General features: G+C 69.7%; 20 protein-coding genes and 1 pseudogene. 10 read left to right on the plus strand and 11 right to left on the minus strand.

The window, feature by feature from the left end:
* Positions 1 to 24: 24 nt before the first annotated feature.
* Both OHT57_RS16830 and OHT57_RS16835 read right to left on the minus strand, forming a co-directional pair.
* A complete protein-coding gene (locus OHT57_RS16830; RefSeq protein ID WP_328747228.1) occupies positions 25 to 432 on the minus strand; it encodes a (2Fe-2S) ferredoxin domain-containing protein in 408 nt (135 codons plus the stop codon).
* Positions 429 to 2420 (minus strand): heavy metal translocating P-type ATPase, encoded by a 1992-nt coding sequence (locus OHT57_RS16835; RefSeq protein WP_328747230.1) that lies wholly within the window; start codon positions 2418 to 2420, stop codon positions 429 to 431. The genes OHT57_RS16830 and OHT57_RS16835 overlap by 4 nt, the downstream gene beginning before the upstream one ends.
* Positions 2421 to 2515: 95 nt before the next feature.
* On the opposite strand from OHT57_RS16835, the gene OHT57_RS16840 reads away from it, so the two are divergent.
* The 3 genes from OHT57_RS16840 to OHT57_RS16845 all read left to right on the plus strand — a co-directional run bounded on the left by OHT57_RS16840 (position 2516) and on the right by OHT57_RS16845 (position 4137).
* Complete coding sequence (locus OHT57_RS16840) at positions 2516 to 2905, plus strand: ArsR/SmtB family transcription factor (RefSeq protein ID WP_328747231.1); 390 nt, start codon at positions 2516 to 2518, stop codon at positions 2903 to 2905.
* 146 nt (positions 2906 to 3051) lie between these two features.
* Positions 3052 to 3261, plus strand: coding sequence for a zinc finger domain-containing protein (locus OHT57_RS47460; RefSeq protein WP_443053618.1), 210 nt, complete (start codon positions 3052 to 3054; stop codon positions 3259 to 3261).
* Positions 3262 to 3279: 18 nt separating this feature from the next.
* The gene (locus OHT57_RS16845; protein WP_328747232.1) at positions 3280 to 4137 is read left to right on the plus strand and encodes a recombinase family protein; all 858 of its coding nucleotides are present in this window, start codon (positions 3280 to 3282) and stop codon (positions 4135 to 4137) included.
* Here the strand turns inward: OHT57_RS16845 and OHT57_RS16850 are convergent.
* The 8 genes and pseudogenes from OHT57_RS16850 to OHT57_RS16885 all read right to left on the minus strand — a co-directional run.
* Positions 4091 to 4301: pseudogene (locus OHT57_RS16850) on the minus strand (ISKra4 family transposase); the annotation flags it as partial. The gene OHT57_RS16845 and the pseudogene OHT57_RS16850 sit on opposite strands and share 47 nt — an antisense overlap.
* Before the next feature lie 302 nt (positions 4302 to 4603).
* Positions 4604 to 4936: a hypothetical protein gene (locus OHT57_RS16855; protein WP_328747233.1), complete on the minus strand. Its 333-nt coding sequence runs from the start codon at positions 4934 to 4936 to the stop codon at positions 4604 to 4606.
* Positions 4933 to 5226, minus strand: a complete 294-nt coding sequence (locus OHT57_RS16860; RefSeq protein WP_328747235.1) for an SHOCT domain-containing protein — start codon at positions 5224 to 5226, stop codon at positions 4933 to 4935. Before OHT57_RS16860 ends, OHT57_RS16855 begins: the two co-directional genes overlap by 4 nt.
* A 129-nt stretch (positions 5227 to 5355) precedes the next feature.
* Positions 5356 to 6267 carry a DMT family transporter gene (locus OHT57_RS16865; protein ID WP_328747236.1) on the minus strand — a complete coding sequence of 304 codons (912 nt, stop codon included), beginning with the start codon at positions 6265 to 6267 and terminating at the stop codon, positions 5356 to 5358.
* A gap of 67 nt (positions 6268 to 6334) precedes the next feature.
* On the minus strand, positions 6335 to 8794 hold the full coding sequence (locus OHT57_RS16870) for a heavy metal translocating P-type ATPase (protein ID WP_328747237.1): 2460 nt from the start codon (positions 8792 to 8794) through the stop codon (positions 6335 to 6337).
* A 376-nt stretch (positions 8795 to 9170) separates the two neighbouring features.
* Positions 9171 to 10217: a cation diffusion facilitator family transporter gene (locus OHT57_RS16875; protein WP_443053453.1), complete on the minus strand. Its 1047-nt coding sequence runs from the start codon at positions 10215 to 10217 to the stop codon at positions 9171 to 9173.
* 511 nt (positions 10218 to 10728) lie between these two features.
* Positions 10729 to 11373 carry a DUF305 domain-containing protein gene (locus OHT57_RS16880; RefSeq protein WP_328747238.1) on the minus strand — a complete coding sequence of 215 codons (645 nt, stop codon included), beginning with the start codon at positions 11371 to 11373 and terminating at the stop codon, positions 10729 to 10731.
* A gap of 88 nt (positions 11374 to 11461) precedes the next feature.
* Entirely contained in the window at positions 11462 to 11875 is a 414-nt protein-coding gene (locus OHT57_RS16885; protein ID WP_328747239.1) for a DUF6153 family protein, read from the minus strand.
* Between the two features lie 84 nt (positions 11876 to 11959).
* Between OHT57_RS16885 and OHT57_RS16890 the strand changes: the two genes are divergently transcribed.
* The 3 genes from OHT57_RS16890 (at position 11960) to OHT57_RS16900 (ending at position 13571) form a co-directional block, all read left to right on the plus strand.
* A complete protein-coding gene (locus tag OHT57_RS16890; protein ID WP_328747240.1) occupies positions 11960 to 12205 on the plus strand; it encodes a heavy-metal-associated domain-containing protein in 246 nt (81 codons plus the stop codon).
* Positions 12206 to 12288: 83 nt separating this feature from the next.
* Positions 12289 to 12663, plus strand: coding sequence for a BlaI/MecI/CopY family transcriptional regulator (locus tag OHT57_RS16895; RefSeq protein ID WP_328747241.1), 375 nt, complete (start codon positions 12289 to 12291; stop codon positions 12661 to 12663).
* Positions 12660 to 13571: a M56 family metallopeptidase gene (locus OHT57_RS16900; RefSeq protein ID WP_328747242.1), complete on the plus strand. Its 912-nt coding sequence runs from the start codon at positions 12660 to 12662 to the stop codon at positions 13569 to 13571. The genes OHT57_RS16895 and OHT57_RS16900 overlap by 4 nt, the downstream gene beginning before the upstream one ends.
* 80 nt (positions 13572 to 13651) lie before the next feature.
* Here the strand turns inward: OHT57_RS16900 and OHT57_RS16905 are convergent, their stop codons facing one another.
* Positions 13652 to 14134 carry a MerR family transcriptional regulator gene (locus OHT57_RS16905; protein WP_328753221.1) on the minus strand — a complete coding sequence of 161 codons (483 nt, stop codon included), beginning with the start codon at positions 14132 to 14134 and terminating at the stop codon, positions 13652 to 13654.
* Positions 14135 to 14141: 7 nt separating this feature from the next.
* Here OHT57_RS16905 and OHT57_RS16910 point away from each other — a divergent pair, with 7 nt between their 5' ends.
* The 4 genes from OHT57_RS16910 to OHT57_RS16925 all read left to right on the plus strand — a co-directional run bounded on the left by OHT57_RS16910 (position 14142) and on the right by OHT57_RS16925 (position 17720).
* Positions 14142 to 14912, plus strand: coding sequence for a methyltransferase domain-containing protein (locus tag OHT57_RS16910; protein WP_328747243.1), 771 nt, complete (start codon positions 14142 to 14144; stop codon positions 14910 to 14912).
* Between the two features lie 278 nt (positions 14913 to 15190).
* Positions 15191 to 15595 (plus strand): hypothetical protein, encoded by a 405-nt coding sequence (locus tag OHT57_RS16915; protein ID WP_328747244.1) that lies wholly within the window; start codon positions 15191 to 15193, stop codon positions 15593 to 15595.
* Between the two features lie 103 nt (positions 15596 to 15698).
* Positions 15699 to 17018, plus strand: a complete 1320-nt coding sequence (locus OHT57_RS16920) for a type II restriction endonuclease (RefSeq protein WP_328747245.1) — start codon at positions 15699 to 15701, stop codon at positions 17016 to 17018.
* Positions 17019 to 17159: 141 nt separating this feature from the next.
* Positions 17160 to 17720, plus strand: coding sequence for a hypothetical protein (locus OHT57_RS16925; RefSeq protein WP_328747246.1), 561 nt, complete (start codon positions 17160 to 17162; stop codon positions 17718 to 17720).
* The last annotated feature ends 15 nt before the right edge of the window (positions 17721 to 17735 follow it).

Raw genomic sequence — 17735 nt, forward strand, 5'->3', positions numbered from 1 at the left:
TGACGGCCGACGACGGTCCCGCTGTCAGCCGTCGAGTTCGTCGCGGACGCGGCGGGACGGGCTGAAGGTGTAGAGGTCGAGGATGTCAGGTGCCTCGGCGAGGCCGGGGCCGCCGTTCTTGACCCAGGCAGTGATGTCGGCAGCGGCGTCGGGGTTGTTGACCTGGCCGAGCCAGACCGGGCGTCCGCCTGCCTTGCGGCCTTCGGCGGAGGGCTGGATGACGATGACATTGGCGCGCTCGCACGCGTCCAGGCAGTCGGTTCGCCGGACCATCGCGACTCCGGTTAGCTGGATGCGCAGGTCGGTGAGCTGGGCTTCGTGGTCCAGGTGCGGCACCTTGGCCGGGGTGCCGCAGCAGCAGCCGCGGCAGACGGTGACGATGGGCCGGGCCGCCCCCGAAGTTGAGGCGGCCTTCTTGGTACGGCGACTCACCGCATGTCCTTCGCGGCGCGGTTCCAGGAGGCGTCGCGCAGCAGACGCAGCCCGTTGAGTCCGACGATGACGGTCGAGCCCTCGTGGCCGAGCACACCGAGCGGCAGCGGCAGGTGGCCCACCAGGTCCCAGATGACCAGGCCGGAGATGAACACTCCGGCGATCACCAGGTTCTGCACCACCAGACGCCGGGCCGCCCGCGAGAGGGCGATCAGGGTGGGGACGGTGGCGAGTTCGTCGCGGACGATGACGGCGTCGGCAGTCTCCAGGGCGAGGTCGGAGCCGGCGCGGCCCAGGGCGATGCCGGTGTGGGCGGCAGCCAGGGCGGGCGCGTCGTTGACGCCGTCGCCGATGACCAGCACCTTGCGCCCTCGGGCCTCCAGGCGCCGTACGGCTTCGACCTTGTCCTCGGGCAGCAGGCCGGCGTGGACCTCGTCGCCGGTAATGCCGACCTCGGCGGCCAGGCGGGCGGAGGCGCGCGGGTTGTCGCCCGTCACCAGCATGGGCGTGCTGCCGGTCAGCGTGGTCAGGGCGGCGACGGTCGCGGCGGCGTCGGGGCGCAGCCGGTCAGCGATGCCCAGCACGCCGACCGGGGCGCCGTCGCTCAGGACCAGGACGGCCGTGCGACCGCCGTCCTCTAGGTCGGCCGCGACCTCGGCGGCTCGGGCCGCGCCGGTGTGGTCGTTGCCGTCGAGGAGGCGGGCGGGTGCGCCGACCGCAACCATGTGACCGTTGACGGCAGCAGTGACCCCGACGCCGGGAGTGGAGGTGAAGTCCCGCATGCTGGCGATGGCCAGGTCGCGGGTGCGGGCGGCGTCGACGACGGCGCGGGCCAGGGGATGTTCGCTGGGGTGCTCGGCGGCGGCCGCCAGCGCCAGCAGGGCGTCCTCGGTCAGTCCGGAGCCGTCCAGGGGGCGGATGTCGGTGACGCGGGGGGTGCCCTCGGTCAGGGTGCCGGTCTTGTCCAGGGCGACCGCGTTGACCTGCCCGAGGCGTTCCATGACCACGGCGGACTTCACCAGGACGCCATGGCGTCCGGCGTTGGCGATCGCCGACAGCAGCGGCGGCATCGTCGCCAGGACCACGGCGCACGGCGACGCCACGATCATGAAGGTCATCGCCCGCAGCAGCGCGCCGGTCAGGTCCGCGCCGAAAGCGAGGGGGATCAGGAAGACCGCCAGGGTCGCGAAGACCATGCCCAGGCTGTAGTGCTGCTCGACCTTCTCGATGAACAGCTGGGTGGGCGCCTTGGTCTCGGATGCCTCCTCGACCATGGCCACGATCCGGGCGATCACCGAGTCCGAGGCGTCCCGCTCGACCTTCACCCGCAACGCGCCGGTGCCGTTGAGGGTGCCGGCGAAGACCTCGTCCCCGGTCTCCTTCGCGACCGGCAGCGGCTCGCCGGTGATGGTGGCCTGGTCCACCTCGCTGGCCCCGGCAAGGACGCGGCCGTCCGCGCCGACCCGCTCACCAGGGCGGACCAGGATGGTGTCCCCGACCACCAGGTCCTCGGTCGGGATCGTCGCCTCGCTCCCGTCGTCGGCCAGGCGGGTGGCGACGGTCGGTGCGAGATCGAGCAGACCGCGCACCGCGTCCTGGGTACGGGCGGTGGCCAGAGCCTCCAGCGCGCCGGAAGTCGCGAAGATGACGATCAGCAGCGCGCCGTCCATCACCTGCCCGATCGAGGCCGCGCCGATCGCGGCCACGATCATCAGCAGGTCCACATCCAGGGTCTTCTCCCGCAGCGCCACCAGCCCGGCCCAGGCCGGTTCCCACCCGCCGGTGACATAGGCGGCGGCGTACAGCGGGCCCCACGCCCAGGCGGGCATGCCGGTCAACTGGAGCGGCAGCGCAATCAGGAACAGCACCAGTGCCGCGGCGGCCCAGCGCGCCTCGGCCAGGGCGAACACCCGGGTACGCCGCTTCGGCGCCGTACGCGAAGGGGCCGGAGCTGCCCGTCCGGGCCGCTGGAGCAGGTCAGAAGGCATGACAAAACAACCCTTCAGGGCGGAAGCGAGGCGACACATCCACCGTACAGGAACATCTGAACAGGTCTTCACATGTGACCGGTAGGATGGGCGCCATGGGTCACGGAGCCGACGACAAGAACCACGCCACACCCCGCGAGCGCCTGGATGCGGCGGGGGCCACTGACGTCGCCTCCACCCTCCAGGCTCTGGCGACCCCTTCGCGGCTATACATCCTGGCCCGCCTCCAGGAAGGACCCTGCGCGGTCGGCGACCTCGCCGAGGCCGTGGGCATGGAAGCCTCCGCCTGCTCCCACCAGCTCCGCCTGCTGCGCAACCTCGGGCTCGTCACCGGAGAACGCCGTGGCCGCTCCATCGTCTACGCCCTCTACGACAACCACGTTGCCGAGCTTTTGGAACAGGCCCTGTTCCACGTCGAGCACCTGCGGCTCGGCCTGCGTGACGCCCCCGCCGCCGAAGCGGGCCCGGCCACAGTCCGGCGGTAGGCAGGCACGTCGGCGGCTCGCGCAAATGGCCATCCGTGAAAGTTCTGCGAGTGCCCCCGGAGTGATCACGTTTCCGCAGGTCACCGTTCGTAAAAGTCCTCTCGAAACCCGCATGTTGTGCGAGGCACTTCCGAGAGACTTCCCGCATAGATCTCACGCCCGATCAGGCCGCACTTGCGGTAGAGCGTCACGACTGCACGAAATGTGGCGCACCCGTCGGCAGCGCCCGCCGCACCCGGGGCGGAAAGACCGCCGCGAAGTACCACACCCCCCGCCTCGTCCTCGTCCCCGCGCTCCGCGAGGAACCGGAGATCCCCGTCCCTGCCGACCGGCTCCCCGGCCGCGCGTGGAGGTAAGGACCGGCGCTCGCGATCGTGCCCGCGCCCAGCACCGAGCGGCCAATCCGGATCGGGTACGCGAGGACGTCAACCGCTCGCCAGGAACTGGCGAGCCAACTCGAAGCCCTCCACCGTGCGGAGTGCCACCAGGTCTTCAAGGAGCAGATCAGCACCCGTGTCAAGGTCCGGCCCGAGCTGGAGAAGGCGCTCGCCCTGGCCCACCAGTTCAAGGAGGCCGCGCCCGAGACGCCGGTCATCTTCACCGTGCACGAGCTGAAGCGTCTCGCGAGGAACGCGGCCGAGCTGACGACGCTGTCCGCCGAGCTCCAGGCCGGCGGCATCCAGCTCGAACTCCTCACCGGGCCGCTCACCGGGTTTTACGACCCCAACGGCATGGGTGCCATGTTCTTCGCCGTCCTCGCCGTGGCCGGGCAGATCGAACGCAACTACATCCGGGAGAAGACCCTCGAAGGCCAGGTCATCGCCGCATCCAAAGGCAACCACGGCGGACGCCCGAAGGTCATCGACGACGACATGCTGACCTTCGCCCTCGCGCTGAGGACAAGGGCGTCCCCGTCCCCGAGATCGCCAAGAAGCTCACCATCAAGGTCGGGAAGAACGCGGGCACGTCCCCCTCAGCCGCCTCGCTCTACCGGGCGCTCGCGGAAGCCGAGACCGCAGCAGTGGACGACGGCCCGCCGCCGCGACCCAAGCCGGTCCGCATCCGCCGGGCCTGGGAACCGCTCATGGCCGAAGAAGCCGATCTCCGCCAGCGACTCCAGACCCAGCCCCACCCGAACGCGGAGACCGCCACTCAGGGACCATGATCGTTCTCAGCGCCAACCGCTGCACCAGTCCAACCCCGGTACTCGGCGACATGAACGAAGTCGATGAGGGTGTGGATCGCGGCGTCTGGCTTCGGCTTCGATGAGGTCGAGTTGGCGGCGGGCGCCGTCGACGAGGACGAGCCAGGACCGCAGGTGGCCGGGATCCCGGTCGTCTGCCTGCCCGAAGCCTTCGGCGATCACGTCGTCCGGGTCGCGGATCAGCGAGGCGGTGCCGCACCCAATCCGGGTGGGCGTCCCCATCGTGGCTGCTGCGCCCGTGGCACTTCTCGGTACTCGGCTGTCCGGACCGCGGTGGACGTTGTACGGGCCCTGCGGCGGGTACACGTGCTGCAGGCTCGGTGGGGTCTGGCCCGCGGCAGCTCGTCGCCGACATGCCAAGGCAGAGAAGGATCTGAGCCGGCCATGGGCGTCACCCGACGCATCGCGGCACTTCCGGGAATCCGCGCAGCCCGTGGCGGGGTGTGCCCGATGCTCCGCACGTTGTTGCTCGGCGGGTCTTGGTCCTGGGGTACTCAGTGCTGGCCGCCTCCGCCCATACCCCGCATCATGAAGGCCATCATGGCGGTGCAGGCGATCGCGACGAACACGAAGCCGATGCCGACGACCCCGGTGGCGACCAGGGCGATGGCCAGGACCAGCATCGGGGCGCACATGGCGTACATCATCCAGCTGTGGCCACCCTTGTGGGCGCCACCGGTGGCGGGGGCCTTGGTCAGGTCGGGGGTATGGCGCGTCGGGTCGTGGATGGTCATCGGGGACTCCTCGGTGAGGGCGGGTGCGTGGTCGAAGTGCTGGTTGAGCGGGCGGTGGCCGTGCGCGACGGTGTTCGGCCGCGGGGATGTCATCCGCGTTTGGCAAGTGGCGGCCTTGGCCCGGTGGATTGCAGCGTCGTCAGTCGCTGCTGGTACTCCTGCGTGTCGATGTCGCCTCGGGCGAAGCGCTCGGCGAGGAGTTTCTCGGGTGACGGCGGCGGCGTGGTCGTGTGGTGGTGGGTGTGGTGTGGGCCTGTTGTTCGCCCCAAGGAGCGGAAGAGCAGGACGCCGACGCCGACGATCAGTGCCCAGAACAGGACCATGCCTGTCGACATAGCGATCCAGCCCCAAGTGCTCGTGCCATGGTCGGACCAGATCATCATCGTTTCCGCTCCTCTGGTTTCGGGGGCCCGAGCCTGTTGCCCGTGCGCTTCCTTTCACTCCCAACAATCGCCCTGTCGCAGTGGCGGGCACAGGGTCCGATCGGCCCCTGGGCGGAGTCGGATAGGCCCCTATTCGCGCGACGGTGAGTCCGGAATTGCTTGCCGGCGGGGTGGTATCGGATCGGGGACGTGCAGGTGCCCGGGCCCCAGGCCTGTCGCGCGATGCTGCCCCAGCGCCATGCGCATGCTGATCAGGACGAGGACGACCCCCGCTGCGGTCCAGACATTGGGGCGTTCGCCCAGGATGGCGAACCCGATGAGCAGGCCGAAGACGGGGACGAGGAACATCCAGGGGGTCAGCGAGGACAGTGGGCACCGCGTGGTCTCCACGAACCAGGCCAGGGTCGTCGCCGCGGTGGCGACCAGGCCAAGGAAGGCCAGGACAGCGAGGAAGCGCGGGGTCCAGACGATGTGCGGGGCGCCTTCCACAACCGCTGCGGCACCGACCAGGGCGGCACCGCCGATCAGGAGGTGGGCCGCACTGGCCACCACGATGTCGATACCGCCCAGGCGGCGCACCATCAACGTCCCGGCGGTGACGGCGGCTGCCGCAGCCAGGGACAACAGTGCGCCCGAGCCGCCGCCCCCTGGCAGTGCGACGACCAGCAGCCCGGCGAATCCGACTGCCAATGCGACGGCGGCGCGCGCCGGTACCCGCTCACCGTAGAACCACCAGGCGGGCAGCAGGATCAGCAGCGGCTGGGCGTTCGCGAGCACCGCGGCGGTGCCGGTGGCCAGCCCGGCGATGCCGGCGAACATGACCACGAACGCGAGGCTGACGTTGACCAGCCCCAGCAGCGTGATCCTGCCCCAGCCGCCGACGGCCCGCGGCAGTGGCCGGTGCTGTACGGCAGCGACCACCGCCAGGGCGGTGCCGCCGACAAGTGCGCGCAGAGCGGCGAACCACAGCAGTGGCGCGTCCCGCAGTCCCCAGCGGACTCCGAGGAAGCAGGTCCCCAGGACGGCGGTGATCCACAGCATCCGTAACGGGGCCGGTCGGCGTGTCAGCGTCGCCGGATGGGGCCCCGCACGGGTGTCGGGGGGCATCTCAGCCGCCCTGGGTGCTCGCGGGTTCCTCGGCCCGCGAACGCCCTTGCGGGGCCACCGCTGCGGGCCTGGGCAGTTTGAGTCCCTTGAGGGTCCGTGCGTTGACCGCCACCAGGAGACTCGACCCGGCCATGGTGATAGCCGCGAGCTCCGGACGCAGGGCCAGGCCGAAGGCGGGCTGGAAGACTCCGGCCGCGATCGGCAGTGCGATCGTGTTGTAGCCGATCGCCCAGCCGAGGTTCTGCTTCATCTTGCGTACCGTTCCCCGGCCGATCCGCAGTGCCACCGCAACGTCCAGGGGGTCCGAGCGCATCAGCACGACATCCGCGGTCTCCACGGCCACGTCGGTGCCCGCGCCGATCGCGATCCCCAGGTCGGCCTGGGCCAGCGCCGGGGCGTCGTTCACGCCGTCGCCGACCATTGCGACGCGGTGCCCGGCCGCCATCAGTTCCGCGACCTTGGCCGCCTTGTCCCCGGGCAGGACGTCGGCGATGACCGTGGTGATGCCCACTTGGGCGGCGATACGCGCCGCGGTGGCAGCGTTGTCGCCGGTGAGCATGACCACCTGGACCCCCAGCGCGTGCAGTTCGGCGACCGCCGACGCGGAGGTGGGGCGGACCGTGTCCGCGATGCCGACCACCAGGACGGCCCGTCCGTCGACGGCAGCCAGCACGGCCGTGCGTCCACCGGCGGAGATCGCCGCCTGCTTCGCCCTCAGTGCCCCCAGGTCGACAGCCTCGGCGGCCATCAGCCGGGTATTGCCCACGACGACGCGGTGACCGTCCACGCTTGCGACCGCCCCCTGCCCCGGTACGTTCACGAACCCCGAAGCGGTCAGGCGCGGCACTGCGGCAGCGCCCGCGCGCAGGACGACCGCCTTAGCCAGGGGGTGCTCGGACTCCCGCTCGACGGCGGCGGCAAGAGCCAGGGCGTAGTCCTCGGGCAGCCCGTCGGCGATCAGGTCTGTCACCTGCGGTGCGCCCAGTGTCAGCGTGCCGGTCTTGTCCATGACCACCACGTCGATCTTCTTCGATGCCTCGATCGCGGTGGCGTTCTTGAACAGCACCCCGCGGCCGGCGCCCAGCCCCGTCCCCACCATGATCGCGGTCGGGGTGGCCAGGCCCAGCGCGTCCGGACAGGTCACCACCACGACGGTGATCGCGAACAGCAGGGCTTCCCCGGCCGGGCGTCCGGCCAGCAGCCAGACCAGGAACGTTCCCACGCCGCCGACCAGAGCCGCCAGCACCAGCCAGAATGCCGCCCGGTCCGCGAGCCGCTGCCCCGGCGCCTTCGAGTTCTGCGCCTCCTGGACCAGCTTGACGATCTGCGCCAGGGCGCTGTCCGCGCCGACCTTCGTGGTCCGCACCCGCAGGGTGCCCGAGGTGTTGATGGTGGCCCCGATGACCTCGTCGCCCGGGCTCTTGTGCACCGGCAGGCTCTCACCGGTCACCGTCGACTCGTCGACGTCACTCTCGCCGGCCTCGACCACCCCGTCGCTGGCGACCTTCGCTCCTGGGCGCACGAGGAGGAGGTCGCCCACGACCACCTGGTCGGTGGGGATCTCCACCGGCTCACCGCCGCGCAACACCAACGCCACCGGTGGTGCCAGTTTCAGCAGCGCCCGCACCGCCTCGTTGGCCCCGCCCCGGGCGCGCATCTCGAAGTAGTGGCCCAGCAGGACGAAAGCGGTCAGGATCGTCGCCGCCTCGTAGAACACGTCGCCGCCGCCGGTCACCGTCACCGCGACCGAGTACACCCAGCCCGCACCGACCGCCACCGCGACCAGCACCATCATGTCCAGCGTCCTGGCTCGCAGCGCCCGCCACGCCCCGGCGAAGAACACCTGCGTCGAGTAGAGGACCACCGGCAGGCTCAGGACCAGCTGAAACACGTCGTCGCGCAACCCGAACGGCGCCGCAACCGTGAACCCCAGCACATCGCGGCCGATCCGGGACCACAACGTGATCACGACCCCGAAGACCACCGCCACCAGGAACCGGTCGCGCATGTCGCGGACCATCGACGCCATCGACATCTCGCCGTGCCCGCCGTGGCCCATCACCTCGGCCGGGCTGCCCATCCGGTCCGCGGCCGACGATGGTCCCATGTGCATGTCGTGTGCAGGGGAGGGCGGATCAACCTGGTGCTCAGGGATCGGGGCGGATACGCCATCGGAGAGGCCGGTGCCGGGTCCCGGCGGTGGGCATACGTGATCGGGGACCGACTCTCCCCGGCAGTGGTAGCCGCAGTCCCTGACCCAGCCCGCAAGTTCCTCAAGCGTGGTGCGCGCCGGATCGAAGGTGACGGTCGCCGTCTGGGCCACCGGGTTCGCCGCCACCGCCAGGACACCGGGCCGGCGGCCCAGCACTGCCTCCACCGCGCTCTTCTCTGACGCCCAGTGCAATCCGTCGACTTCCAGCACCACGCGGCTCTCGGTGGGCGCGGCATGAGCGACTGCCATGATCGTCATCTCCTTGGCTGCTCTGAGGACGTTCGCGCCCGGCACGGGGCGGCTCTTCGAGCAGCAGGCAGGAGGGCCAGGCAGCCACGCCTGGATACCGAAGCCGCCGCCCCTGGGCCGTGTCACATCAGTGTGCGCCGGCCGCGCGCGAAGGACAGGGGGCGAACGGGTCCCACTGCCTGGGCCGTTCGGCTACTGGCGCGTCCGCGCGAATCAGGAATGGGCGACGGCTACGGTGGTGCAGCGGTTCAGGTGCTCGGCGATACCTGCCTCAAAACGGCGATGGGTGCGGATCCTCTGGGGGGACTCCGTTGCGGCGGCTGCAGGCGTGGACAACTCCCCGCACACACGGCGGAGAGGCGGACGTGCACGACGGTCAGTGTTCGTGCGGCCCGTCCCGGTGGACGGGGCCGTGCGGGTCCTCGCAGTGCGACGGGTCGTCGGACGCGTCGCCGGGCAGAGCGACCTGGAGGACCGGGTCGGGGGCGTGGTCGACCTGGAGGGTGGTGTGGGTAATGCCGTAGTCGTGGCGCAGGAGTTCTTCGAGGCTTCGGCGGACGGCGTGACAGTCGCCGCCGGATTCGGTCAGGACGTGGGCAGACAGGGCGGCCTGGCCGGAAGTGATCTGCCAGACGTGCAGGTCGTGGACCTCGACGACGGCCGGTTGAGCGACGAGCTTGTCGCCGAGCGCGTCCGGGTCGACATCCGCGGGAGCCGCCTCCAGGAAGATCCGGCCTGACTCGCACAGCAGTTCGTACCCGGCCTTCACCATCAGCGCGACGACCGCCAGCGTGGCGATGGCGTCGGCACGGGCGAACCCGGTCAGGACGACGATCAGGGCGGCAATGGCGGTGCCAATGAAGGCGAACAGGTCGGTGAGGATGTGCTGGTAGGCGCCCTCGACGTTGAGGGAGGAGCGGTTGGCCTTGGAGATACACCAGGTGGCGGCCACATTGACGGCGATACCGACGAGCGCGGTGCCCAGCATCAGGCCGCCCTCAACCTCGGGCGGCGAGATGAGACGGCGTACGGCCTCGTACGCCAGCCAGGTGCCCAACAGGAGCAGCGTCAGCCCGTTGGCTTGGGCGGAGAGGATCTCGGCGCGCTTGAGGCCGTAGGTGTAGCCGCCGCGGGCCGGGCGAGCCGCGAGCCGCATCGCGATCAGGGCGAGGACGATGGAGGCGGCGTCGGTGAGCATGTGCGCCGCGTCCGAGATCAGCGCCAGGGACTGGGCGACGATGCCGACAACGACCTCGACCGCCATGAACGCGGTGATCAGCGTGAGCGCGATTCCCAGCCAGCGCCGGTCGGCATCCGCCGAGACGCCGTGGGAGTGCCCGGCGTGCCCGCCCGCGCCGTGCCCGTGCGCCGAGCCGCGCTCGTGCATGTGGTCTTGAGCGTGCTCATGACTGTGATCGCTCATGCCATACATCCTCCCCCTCGTGACGGTTGCCTCGCTCGAAGTGAAACGCATCCGTACACACTTCAGCAAAGGCCGCATCGGTGATCGTTGTCATGTGCGACAACAAGCTTTTAAGCTGGGGAAACACCACGATCGAGCGAAGCGTCCAGGGCGTGGCGCCACGAGCCCTACCCCGCCGCGAAGCTGCGGGTGGGACGGTCCATACGCTGCCAGGGTGCGGGGCATCGACTCCCGTGCCGCATTCCCCGTCACCCCGTCCGCTCCGCAGCCACCACAGCAGGGGAAGCGATCTCCGCGACGGCAGGGGGCGACTGTCCGAGCCTGACTTGCCCATCGTCATACGGACCGCCTGCCATCGCGCGTGATGACGAGATGGCGTTGCGCTTGAGGCACACGGCGTCGGCGACGATGACGCCGGCCGCCCCCATGACCGGCGCTTCCAAGTGGACAACAGAAAGCGGTGTGGCAGACGGCACCGTGCACCGTCTGCCACACCGCTTCTGCCACCGCCTCAGCTCTTGCCGAGCATCTTGTTCATCTCCTTGATCTCGGCGGTCTGGGCCGTGATCACGTCGTCCGCGAGCTTCACTGCGGCGCCGTACTTGCCGTCGGCCTTCTGGGTCTTGGCCATCTCGACGGCGCCCTCATGGTGCTTGACCATCATTTCGAGGAACATCTTGTCGAACTCGGTGCCGGAGGCCTTCTTCAGCTTGTCCATGTCGTCGCTGCTCATCGCGCCGGGCATGGAGGACGACATATCCATGCCGGCCATGTCCGCGGGGACCTGCTCGCCCCAGGAGGTGAGCCAGCCTGACATCGTCTTGATCTCCGGGTCCTGCACGGCCTTGATCTTCGTGGCGAGGTCCTTGACCTCCTGCGCGGAGGCGCGGCTCGTGGCCAGCTCGGCCATGTCGACGGCCTGACGGTGGTGCTGGATCATCTCCTTGGCGAAGGAGACGTCCTGGGCGTTATGGGCGCCGGCCTTGGCCGACGCGGTCGCGGACGGGCTGGAGTCGGAGGTCATCGACCCCATGTCCCCCATGTCGTGACCGCCGCTGCCGCTGCCGCTGCCGCCACAGGCGGCCAGCACGAGAGCGGCCGCACCGGCGGTGACGGCGAGGGCGGTACGACGGATGAGCCTGCGGTGTGCAGTCATGGTTGAGCTCCTGCGTTCGGATCTGGTGAAGGGCATGCCGGAACGCCTCGCCGCATCCATATGGGCGTGCGGCAACGCGCGGGCTGCTCTAGATCCGCAGGAGTTGGAGTTCGGCGAGCGAGGGCGGAGCACGACCGCCGTCGGAACCGCTGCCGTCCGGTGATGTCCCCGCTCGCGCCGATTCGGCACAGGGCACCGGGTCCGACAGCAGCACCGGCGCCACCGCAGGGGTGCCGGCAATGGATGCCGAGGCACACGTCGGGTCTGCATGGTCCGTGTGGCCCGTACAGCCGCCGTCACCGTGATCGCACCCACCGGGCATCGACGCCGTGACGGCCGTGTGCGCGACCACCGCCATCCGGTCATACCCGGATGCGCCGGCGACCGCGGGCGTCGGTCCGAGACCGTGCATGCCGAGCAGACCCAGGACGAGCGCGCACACGAGCAGCCCGCAGGACCGCACCGTCGATTGCGGTCGCGCGAACTGTCCGAGGCGGGTCACGGCCTCATCGTAGACATGGATCATCAGCCTCTTGCATCCCGGGCGCCGCAGGAGTAGACACGGAGCCAATACCCACCCAGGGTATTGCAGGCCCTCGCGGGAGGAAGCGTGTCCGACGCCCTGACGACCGAATATCTTGTCTCCGGCATGACGTGCAGCCATTGCGAGAACGCCGTGAAGCAGGAGGTCTCGGCACTCGAATCCGTCGTCGACGTGCGGGTCGACGTCGCCACCGGGCGCGTCACCGTGACGTCCGCCACCCCCCTCGACGACGCCCGGGTGCGCGAGGCGATCGACGAGGCGGGCTACGAGCTCGCCGGACGCGCGTGATCCTCCGCTTACGCCCCGGAAGCCCGACAGGACAGGCGTCTACTATGGCCTTGCGTATCCGGTGGCGAAAGGGAGTCAGGGCCATGCGACGGCTGGGGGATCTTGAGGCGGAGATCATGGACCGCCTCTGGACGTGGAAGCGTCCGGCAACGGTGCGTGAGGTCGTCGACGACATCAACAAGACCCGTCCCGTCGCGTACACCACGGTGATGACCGTCACCAACATCCTCTACACCAAGGGCTGGTTGCTGCGCGGCAAGCAGGGCAGGGCCTGGCTGTACACGCCGGTCCGCAGCCGCGAGGCGTACGCCGCCGCGCTCATGGAGGACGGCCTGGGCGAGAGCAAGGACCGTCCGACCGCGCTGGTCCACTTCGTGGAGAACATGTCGGAGGACGAAGTCGCCGCTCTGCGCAAGGCTCTTCGGAACGTGGGACGACAGGCGAAGGCGAACCCGTGAACGCGGCCCCGGCGCTGGCCGGCTACACGGCGGCCATGGGCTTCGCAGCCCCGCAGCTGCTCCTACGCAGCAACTGGCCGCACAGGGCCCCGGCGCTGGCAGCGGCGGCGTGGCATGCCCTGGCCGTCTCGTTCTCGATCGCGGCGGCACTCACCGCGTACAGCCTGGCCATGCCGACCGAACACCTGCACGCCGGGCTGGTCGGCCTGCTGCACACCTGCGGGCTGAGCGCGAACACGGCACAGCCGGACCCCGACACTGCGGATCGACTGGCGGTCGGCGTCCCAGCCGTCATCGGAATCGCCCTCGTCGCGAGCTTCGCCTTCCACGTCGTACGGGCCCGTCGGGCGCGAACGCAGCACCGGGAGGCCGTCGACCTGGTGGGCCGCCACTCTCCCCGGCTCTGTGCCACCGTGCTGCCCTACGACACACCCGCCGCCTACTGCCTGCCCGGCCGCCATCCCCGAATCGTGATCAGCGACGCGGCCGTGGACCGACTGACGCCCGAGCAGCTCGACGCCGTACTGGAACACGAGCAGGCCCACATCACGGGCCGTCACCACTTGGTCCTGGCCGCCATGGAGGCCTTTTACTCGGTCTTCCGATGGGTACCGCTGGCTCGACACGCACGACAGCAGACCACGCTGCTGCTGGAGATGATCGCGGACGATCGGGCGCTGCGCCGCCACTCCCACGAGGTGCTCGCCACCGCGATGTACGAGATGGCCGCGGCCCGCACCCCGAAGGGCGCATGGGCAGCGGGCGGCCCCAACGCCCTGATCCGCATGAAGCGGATCCTCGGACCACGGAAGACACCGCACCCCGCCCTGTGGGGCTCCGTCGCGGCCATGGCCCTGGCGGTCCCCCTGCTTCCGCTCCTGGTCGCCTGCCCGCCCGGTCTCGGCTGAACCTTCCTGGCGAGACGCCTACGACTCGGAGTCGCTTTGCGGCACCGTTTACGAATCTACTTAGTTCTAGCTGTGTCGTCTCACGAGGTTGGTGCCACGGCCTCGATCACTGACTCTCCGGCCGGACTTCGGGGCCCGGCTCGCTCGGAGATGAGCCGCCGGTAGTTCGGGCACTGGGTGACGTCCTCGTACTCGCAGTTCAGGCCGCCCTCGATGAGCACCAATGAGGCCTGGGCGGCTGCGATTCTCGACCGGAGTTCCTCGGCCGCGGGATGCAGGATCTCGTGCCGGGTGGCGCGGTCGACGGTTGCGGACAGGCTCCCGATGGTGTTCAGGCCAAGGCCGGCCTCCTTCAGGATGAGGATCGTCGCCACGCGGGTGAGGTCGTCCGCACCGTAGCGGCGGCGCCCGCCGGCGTCCCGTCCGGGGTGCAGCAGGCCCACCGCCTCCCAATGGCGCAGCACGTGCGTGGCCAGGCCGAACCGCGCCGCGAGGGCACCGATGCTCAACGTGCCGGCGCCGCCGTCTTCGCTTGACTTCATGCCGACATTAAGTCGCAGCATGACGTCCATGTCCAAGCATCAGGAAGCGGCGGAAGAGCACCGCGACACCAAAGCCCTGCTGGCCGTCCTCGACGCCGCGGACCAGATGCCGAGCGCCACTCGACTGCGGGCCCGCTCCTACGAACTGCTGTCTCTCGTCCCGGGCTCGACCGTCGTGGACGTCGGCTGCGGCGCCGGACGAGCCGTCGCCGAGCTGGCCGAACGCGGCATCCACGCGGTGGGCGTGGACCCCAGCCCCTGGATGCTGGCCGCGGCCCGGGAGCGGTGGCCGCAGGCCGAGTTCCAGGAGGCGGGAGCGGAGGATCTGCCGTTCGCCGACGGAAGCGTGCGCGGCTACCGCGCTGACAAGGTCTTCCACGTACTTCAGGAGCCAGGGCGCGCGGTGGCTGAGGCACGACGGATCCTGTGCCCGGGCGGCAGGATCGTCCTGGTCGGTCAGGACTGGGACGCCATCATGATCGACTCGGATGACGCGGCGCTCACCCGCACGATCGTGCACGCCCGCGCCGACCTCCTGGACACGCCCCGCGCCGGCCGCCAGTACCGCAGCCTGCTCCTGGCCGACGGCTTCGACGATGTCACGGTCGAGGTGCACACCAGCGTGTTCACCGACCCCGCGATGCTGTCGCTGCTCGCGAGGCTCGCCGAGCCGGCCTGCGCCAGCGGCTCCGTCGGCCGCGACCAGGCGGACGAGTGGCTCGCCGAACAGCGCCGACGAGCCGAGACCGGCCGCTTCCTCGTCGCCATTCCGTTCTTCGTGGCCTCCGCCTCCGCCTAAGTGCTGCCGACCACGTGCATCGGAAGCCGTTCGCGAACGTCGTGGAACCAACGTCCTGAGACACCACATCTAGCGGGCCGGCCTTGGCCGTTGCCGCGGCACCAACCCGACGTCCGCAGCCCGTCGCCCTGTCCACAGACGCGCAGAGGAGTTACCCCCTCGACGGGAACGCACCGTCGGCAGAAGCTGCCCAGCCGCGCCCGGATCGCCACCTTCGGCATGGCCGCAGCGCCGCGAGCCTCCTGCCGACACAGAACCAGGCCGCTCCCGAACCCTCGGTGGACGACGTACGCAAGCAGGTGGCGAAGCTCTACGAGAAAGCCGAGGCTCCCACCGAGGAGTACAACGGAGTCCTGGAGAAGCAACAGAAGATGCGGCGCGAGGTCGACGGCGCCCAGGACCGGCCCTGCCGGGGACAAACTGGTTGCCACCACGGCCTCGCGCGTCATCACCAACACCGACGGCGACCGTACGTTCGGCAGGGCGCCAAACCGGTCCAGGCGTTCCTGTCCTGGCCCACGGAGAAGTCCCTGTTCGGCGTCGACTCGTCCGGAGAGCTGAGCCGCAGCGGCGATGGCGGCAAGGCATGGAAGAAGCTCGCGGCCATGCCCGGCGGTCAGTCCCAGGCGCTGACTGCCGTGGACGCCGACCACCTTCTCGTCGCCACGATGACGGGCGTGTAGGAGTCGCGCGACGGCGGCACGACCTTCAGGGTGCTCGCACCCTTCCGACTGAGTTGTTCCACGGTGGGACGAACCCCGAAATCCGGTGCCACAATGCTCTGTTGTGACGATCTCTCCCCCTTCCTCCGCTTCGTCCGCCGTGCTCAACCTCGACCATGAGGCCGTCGGCGCCCTCATCCGCCGGTGGCGGGACGACCCGGGCAGCACCTACCGCACCTGGTTCCTGTGGGAGGAGCGCACGAAGAACTTCCGGTCCATCCGGCGCGGGATCGAGCAGGTCGTACGGGAGATCGAGGCGGACACCTTCGGGGTCGTCTACAAGGGCTCGTCGCTGGAGACCGTCGTCGGTTCGATCGCGGAGCAGCGGCAGATGTTCAAGGGCGCCGACCACGCCTTCCTGTGGAAGCCGAAGCTGCGCATCCCCGACATCTACGAGGACCGGGAGAACCAGCTCGCGTTCGCCCGGATGTTGGAGACATGCCGGTGCTGTACCACTGAAGCTCAAGTCCTGGGCGCGATAAGGGCGTTGGCGGAGCGCCGCATCAAGGGACTCGGCCCTGCGGCGGCCAACCTGCTCTACTTCCTGCACCCCACCATCGCCTCCCCCTTCAACACCGCCATCGTCAACGGCTACAACGCCCTGACCGGAGCGAAGGTCAAGCTCGGGAAGTGGGACGAATACCTCGCGATGCGCGAGGGAATCCTGGCGCTCAATGACAGCCATCGGGGGCTGCTCTCCAACGACTTGGGCGCGGTGGCAGGACTGCTCTTCGACGTGGGCTCCGGGCGATACGTCGCTCCACCGCGCGGTGACGAGGACACGACTGCGGCCCGGGCCGCCTGGCAGGCCGACCTGGAGCAGGTTCGCTCAGGCGCCAAGGCTGAGAAAGCCCGCGTCGAAGCCGAACGGCAGGACGTCTCACACACCGAGGTGCAGGCATGGCTCCGTGACCTCGGCAGGGCGCTGGGCTTCCAGGTCTGGATCGCCTCCAACGACCGCAACCGCCAGCACGAGGGGCGGCGCCTGGCGGACGGCTGTCTCATCAAACTCCCGCCGGAGCTGGCAAGCGGTCCCGCAGGTGAGGCGATCAGCCTCATCGACGTCCTGTGGCTCGAACCGGAAGGGAAGGTCGCCGCGGCCTTCGAGGTGGAGCACACCACCTCCATCTACTCCGGGATCGTGCGCATGCTCGACCTGGCGCTCAGCGGCGACCCGGACGCCGCGCACGGGATGTACCTCGTCGCGCCGGACGCGCGTGAGGGGGAAGTCCGCGCCCAGATCCGGCGCCCCGCCTTCAGCCGGGTCGCGGACCTGAGGGTGCGGTATCTGCCCTACGGCGAGCTCCAGGCCAACCGGGAGGCGATCATGCGGTTCGGCAAGGGACTGCACCCCATCGAGGCCCTGGCTCGTGACCTGAGCTGATCCGGCTCGACAGCACCTCACCAACTCGAACGCCGCCGATGGTCAAGACTCCGTCATGTGGCACCAGAGGCTGAGCAGACCGAAGTGACCCTACGTACTAAGGGAGTAAGTAGAACCGACTCCCGGCGAAAGGGAACCTCCGTGATCCGCCGACGCATCGTCCTCGCCGCCGCCGCAGGACTCGCCTCCACACTCCTGCTGGCGGCGTGCGGCTCATCGAACAACGACGCCTCCAGCACGAACCCCACCAATGTCGCCCCGGTCGCCACAGCCACCTCGGCTCCGGCAACGTCCGCACCGGCCGCCAGCAGCACCTCCAGCAGCGAACACATGGCCACGACCACCATGTTGATGGCCAAGACGATGCAGGGCATGGGCAGCGTGGTCACCGACGACAAGGGAATGACCCTCTACCGATACGACATGGACCAGGCAACCCCGTCCATGTCGATGTGCACCGGTGACTGCGCGAAGACCTGGATGCCGGTGATGGCCCAGGACTCTGTCGGGACGATGGGCGTGGAGAAGACTCTCCTCGGCAGCGTCGACCGCACGGACGGCATGAAGCAGCTCACCCTGGGCGGCTGGCCGCTGTACCGGTACATGGGTGACACGAAGGCCGGACAGATGAACGGCCAGGGCAAGAGCAAAATGTGGTTCGCCGTCACCCCGGCCGGCAAGAAGGCCACCATGACAGGCTGAGCGAAGTCGTGCGGC

It is taken from the genome of Streptomyces sp. NBC_00285 (assembly GCF_036174265.1).
Lineage (GTDB): Bacteria > Actinomycetota > Actinomycetes > Streptomycetales > Streptomycetaceae > Streptomyces.

Bases quoted from the DNA above. Each gene is read 5' to 3' on its own strand.
- OHT57_RS16865 (WP_328747236.1), bottom strand. From the start codon at position 6,267: ATGCTGTGGATCACCGCCGTCCTGGGGACCTGCTTCCTCGGAGTCCGC.
- OHT57_RS16835 (WP_328747230.1), bottom strand. From the start codon at position 2,420: ATGCCTTCTGACCTGCTCCAGCGGCCCGGACGGGCAGCTCCGGCCCCT.
- OHT57_RS16905 (WP_328753221.1), bottom strand. From the start codon at position 14,134: ATGCTGCGACTTAATGTCGGCATGAAGTCAAGCGAAGACGGCGGCGCC.
- OHT57_RS16840 (WP_328747231.1), top strand. From the start codon at position 2,516: ATGGGTCACGGAGCCGACGACAAGAACCACGCCACACCCCGCGAGCGC.
- OHT57_RS16880 (WP_328747238.1), bottom strand. From the start codon at position 11,373: ATGACTGCACACCGCAGGCTCATCCGTCGTACCGCCCTCGCCGTCACC.
- OHT57_RS16855 (WP_328747233.1), bottom strand. From the start codon at position 4,936: ATGACATCCCCGCGGCCGAACACCGTCGCGCACGGCCACCGCCCGCTC.
- OHT57_RS16895 (WP_328747241.1), top strand. From the start codon at position 12,289: ATGCGACGGCTGGGGGATCTTGAGGCGGAGATCATGGACCGCCTCTGG.
- OHT57_RS16860 (WP_328747235.1), bottom strand. From the start codon at position 5,226: ATGATGATCTGGTCCGACCATGGCACGAGCACTTGGGGCTGGATCGCT.
- OHT57_RS16870 (WP_328747237.1), bottom strand. From the start codon at position 8,794: ATGGCAGTCGCTCATGCCGCGCCCACCGAGAGCCGCGTGGTGCTGGAA.
- OHT57_RS16910 (WP_328747243.1), top strand. From the start codon at position 14,142: ATGTCCAAGCATCAGGAAGCGGCGGAAGAGCACCGCGACACCAAAGCC.
- OHT57_RS16875 (WP_443053453.1), bottom strand. From the start codon at position 10,217: ATGAGCGATCACAGTCATGAGCACGCTCAAGACCACATGCACGAGCGC.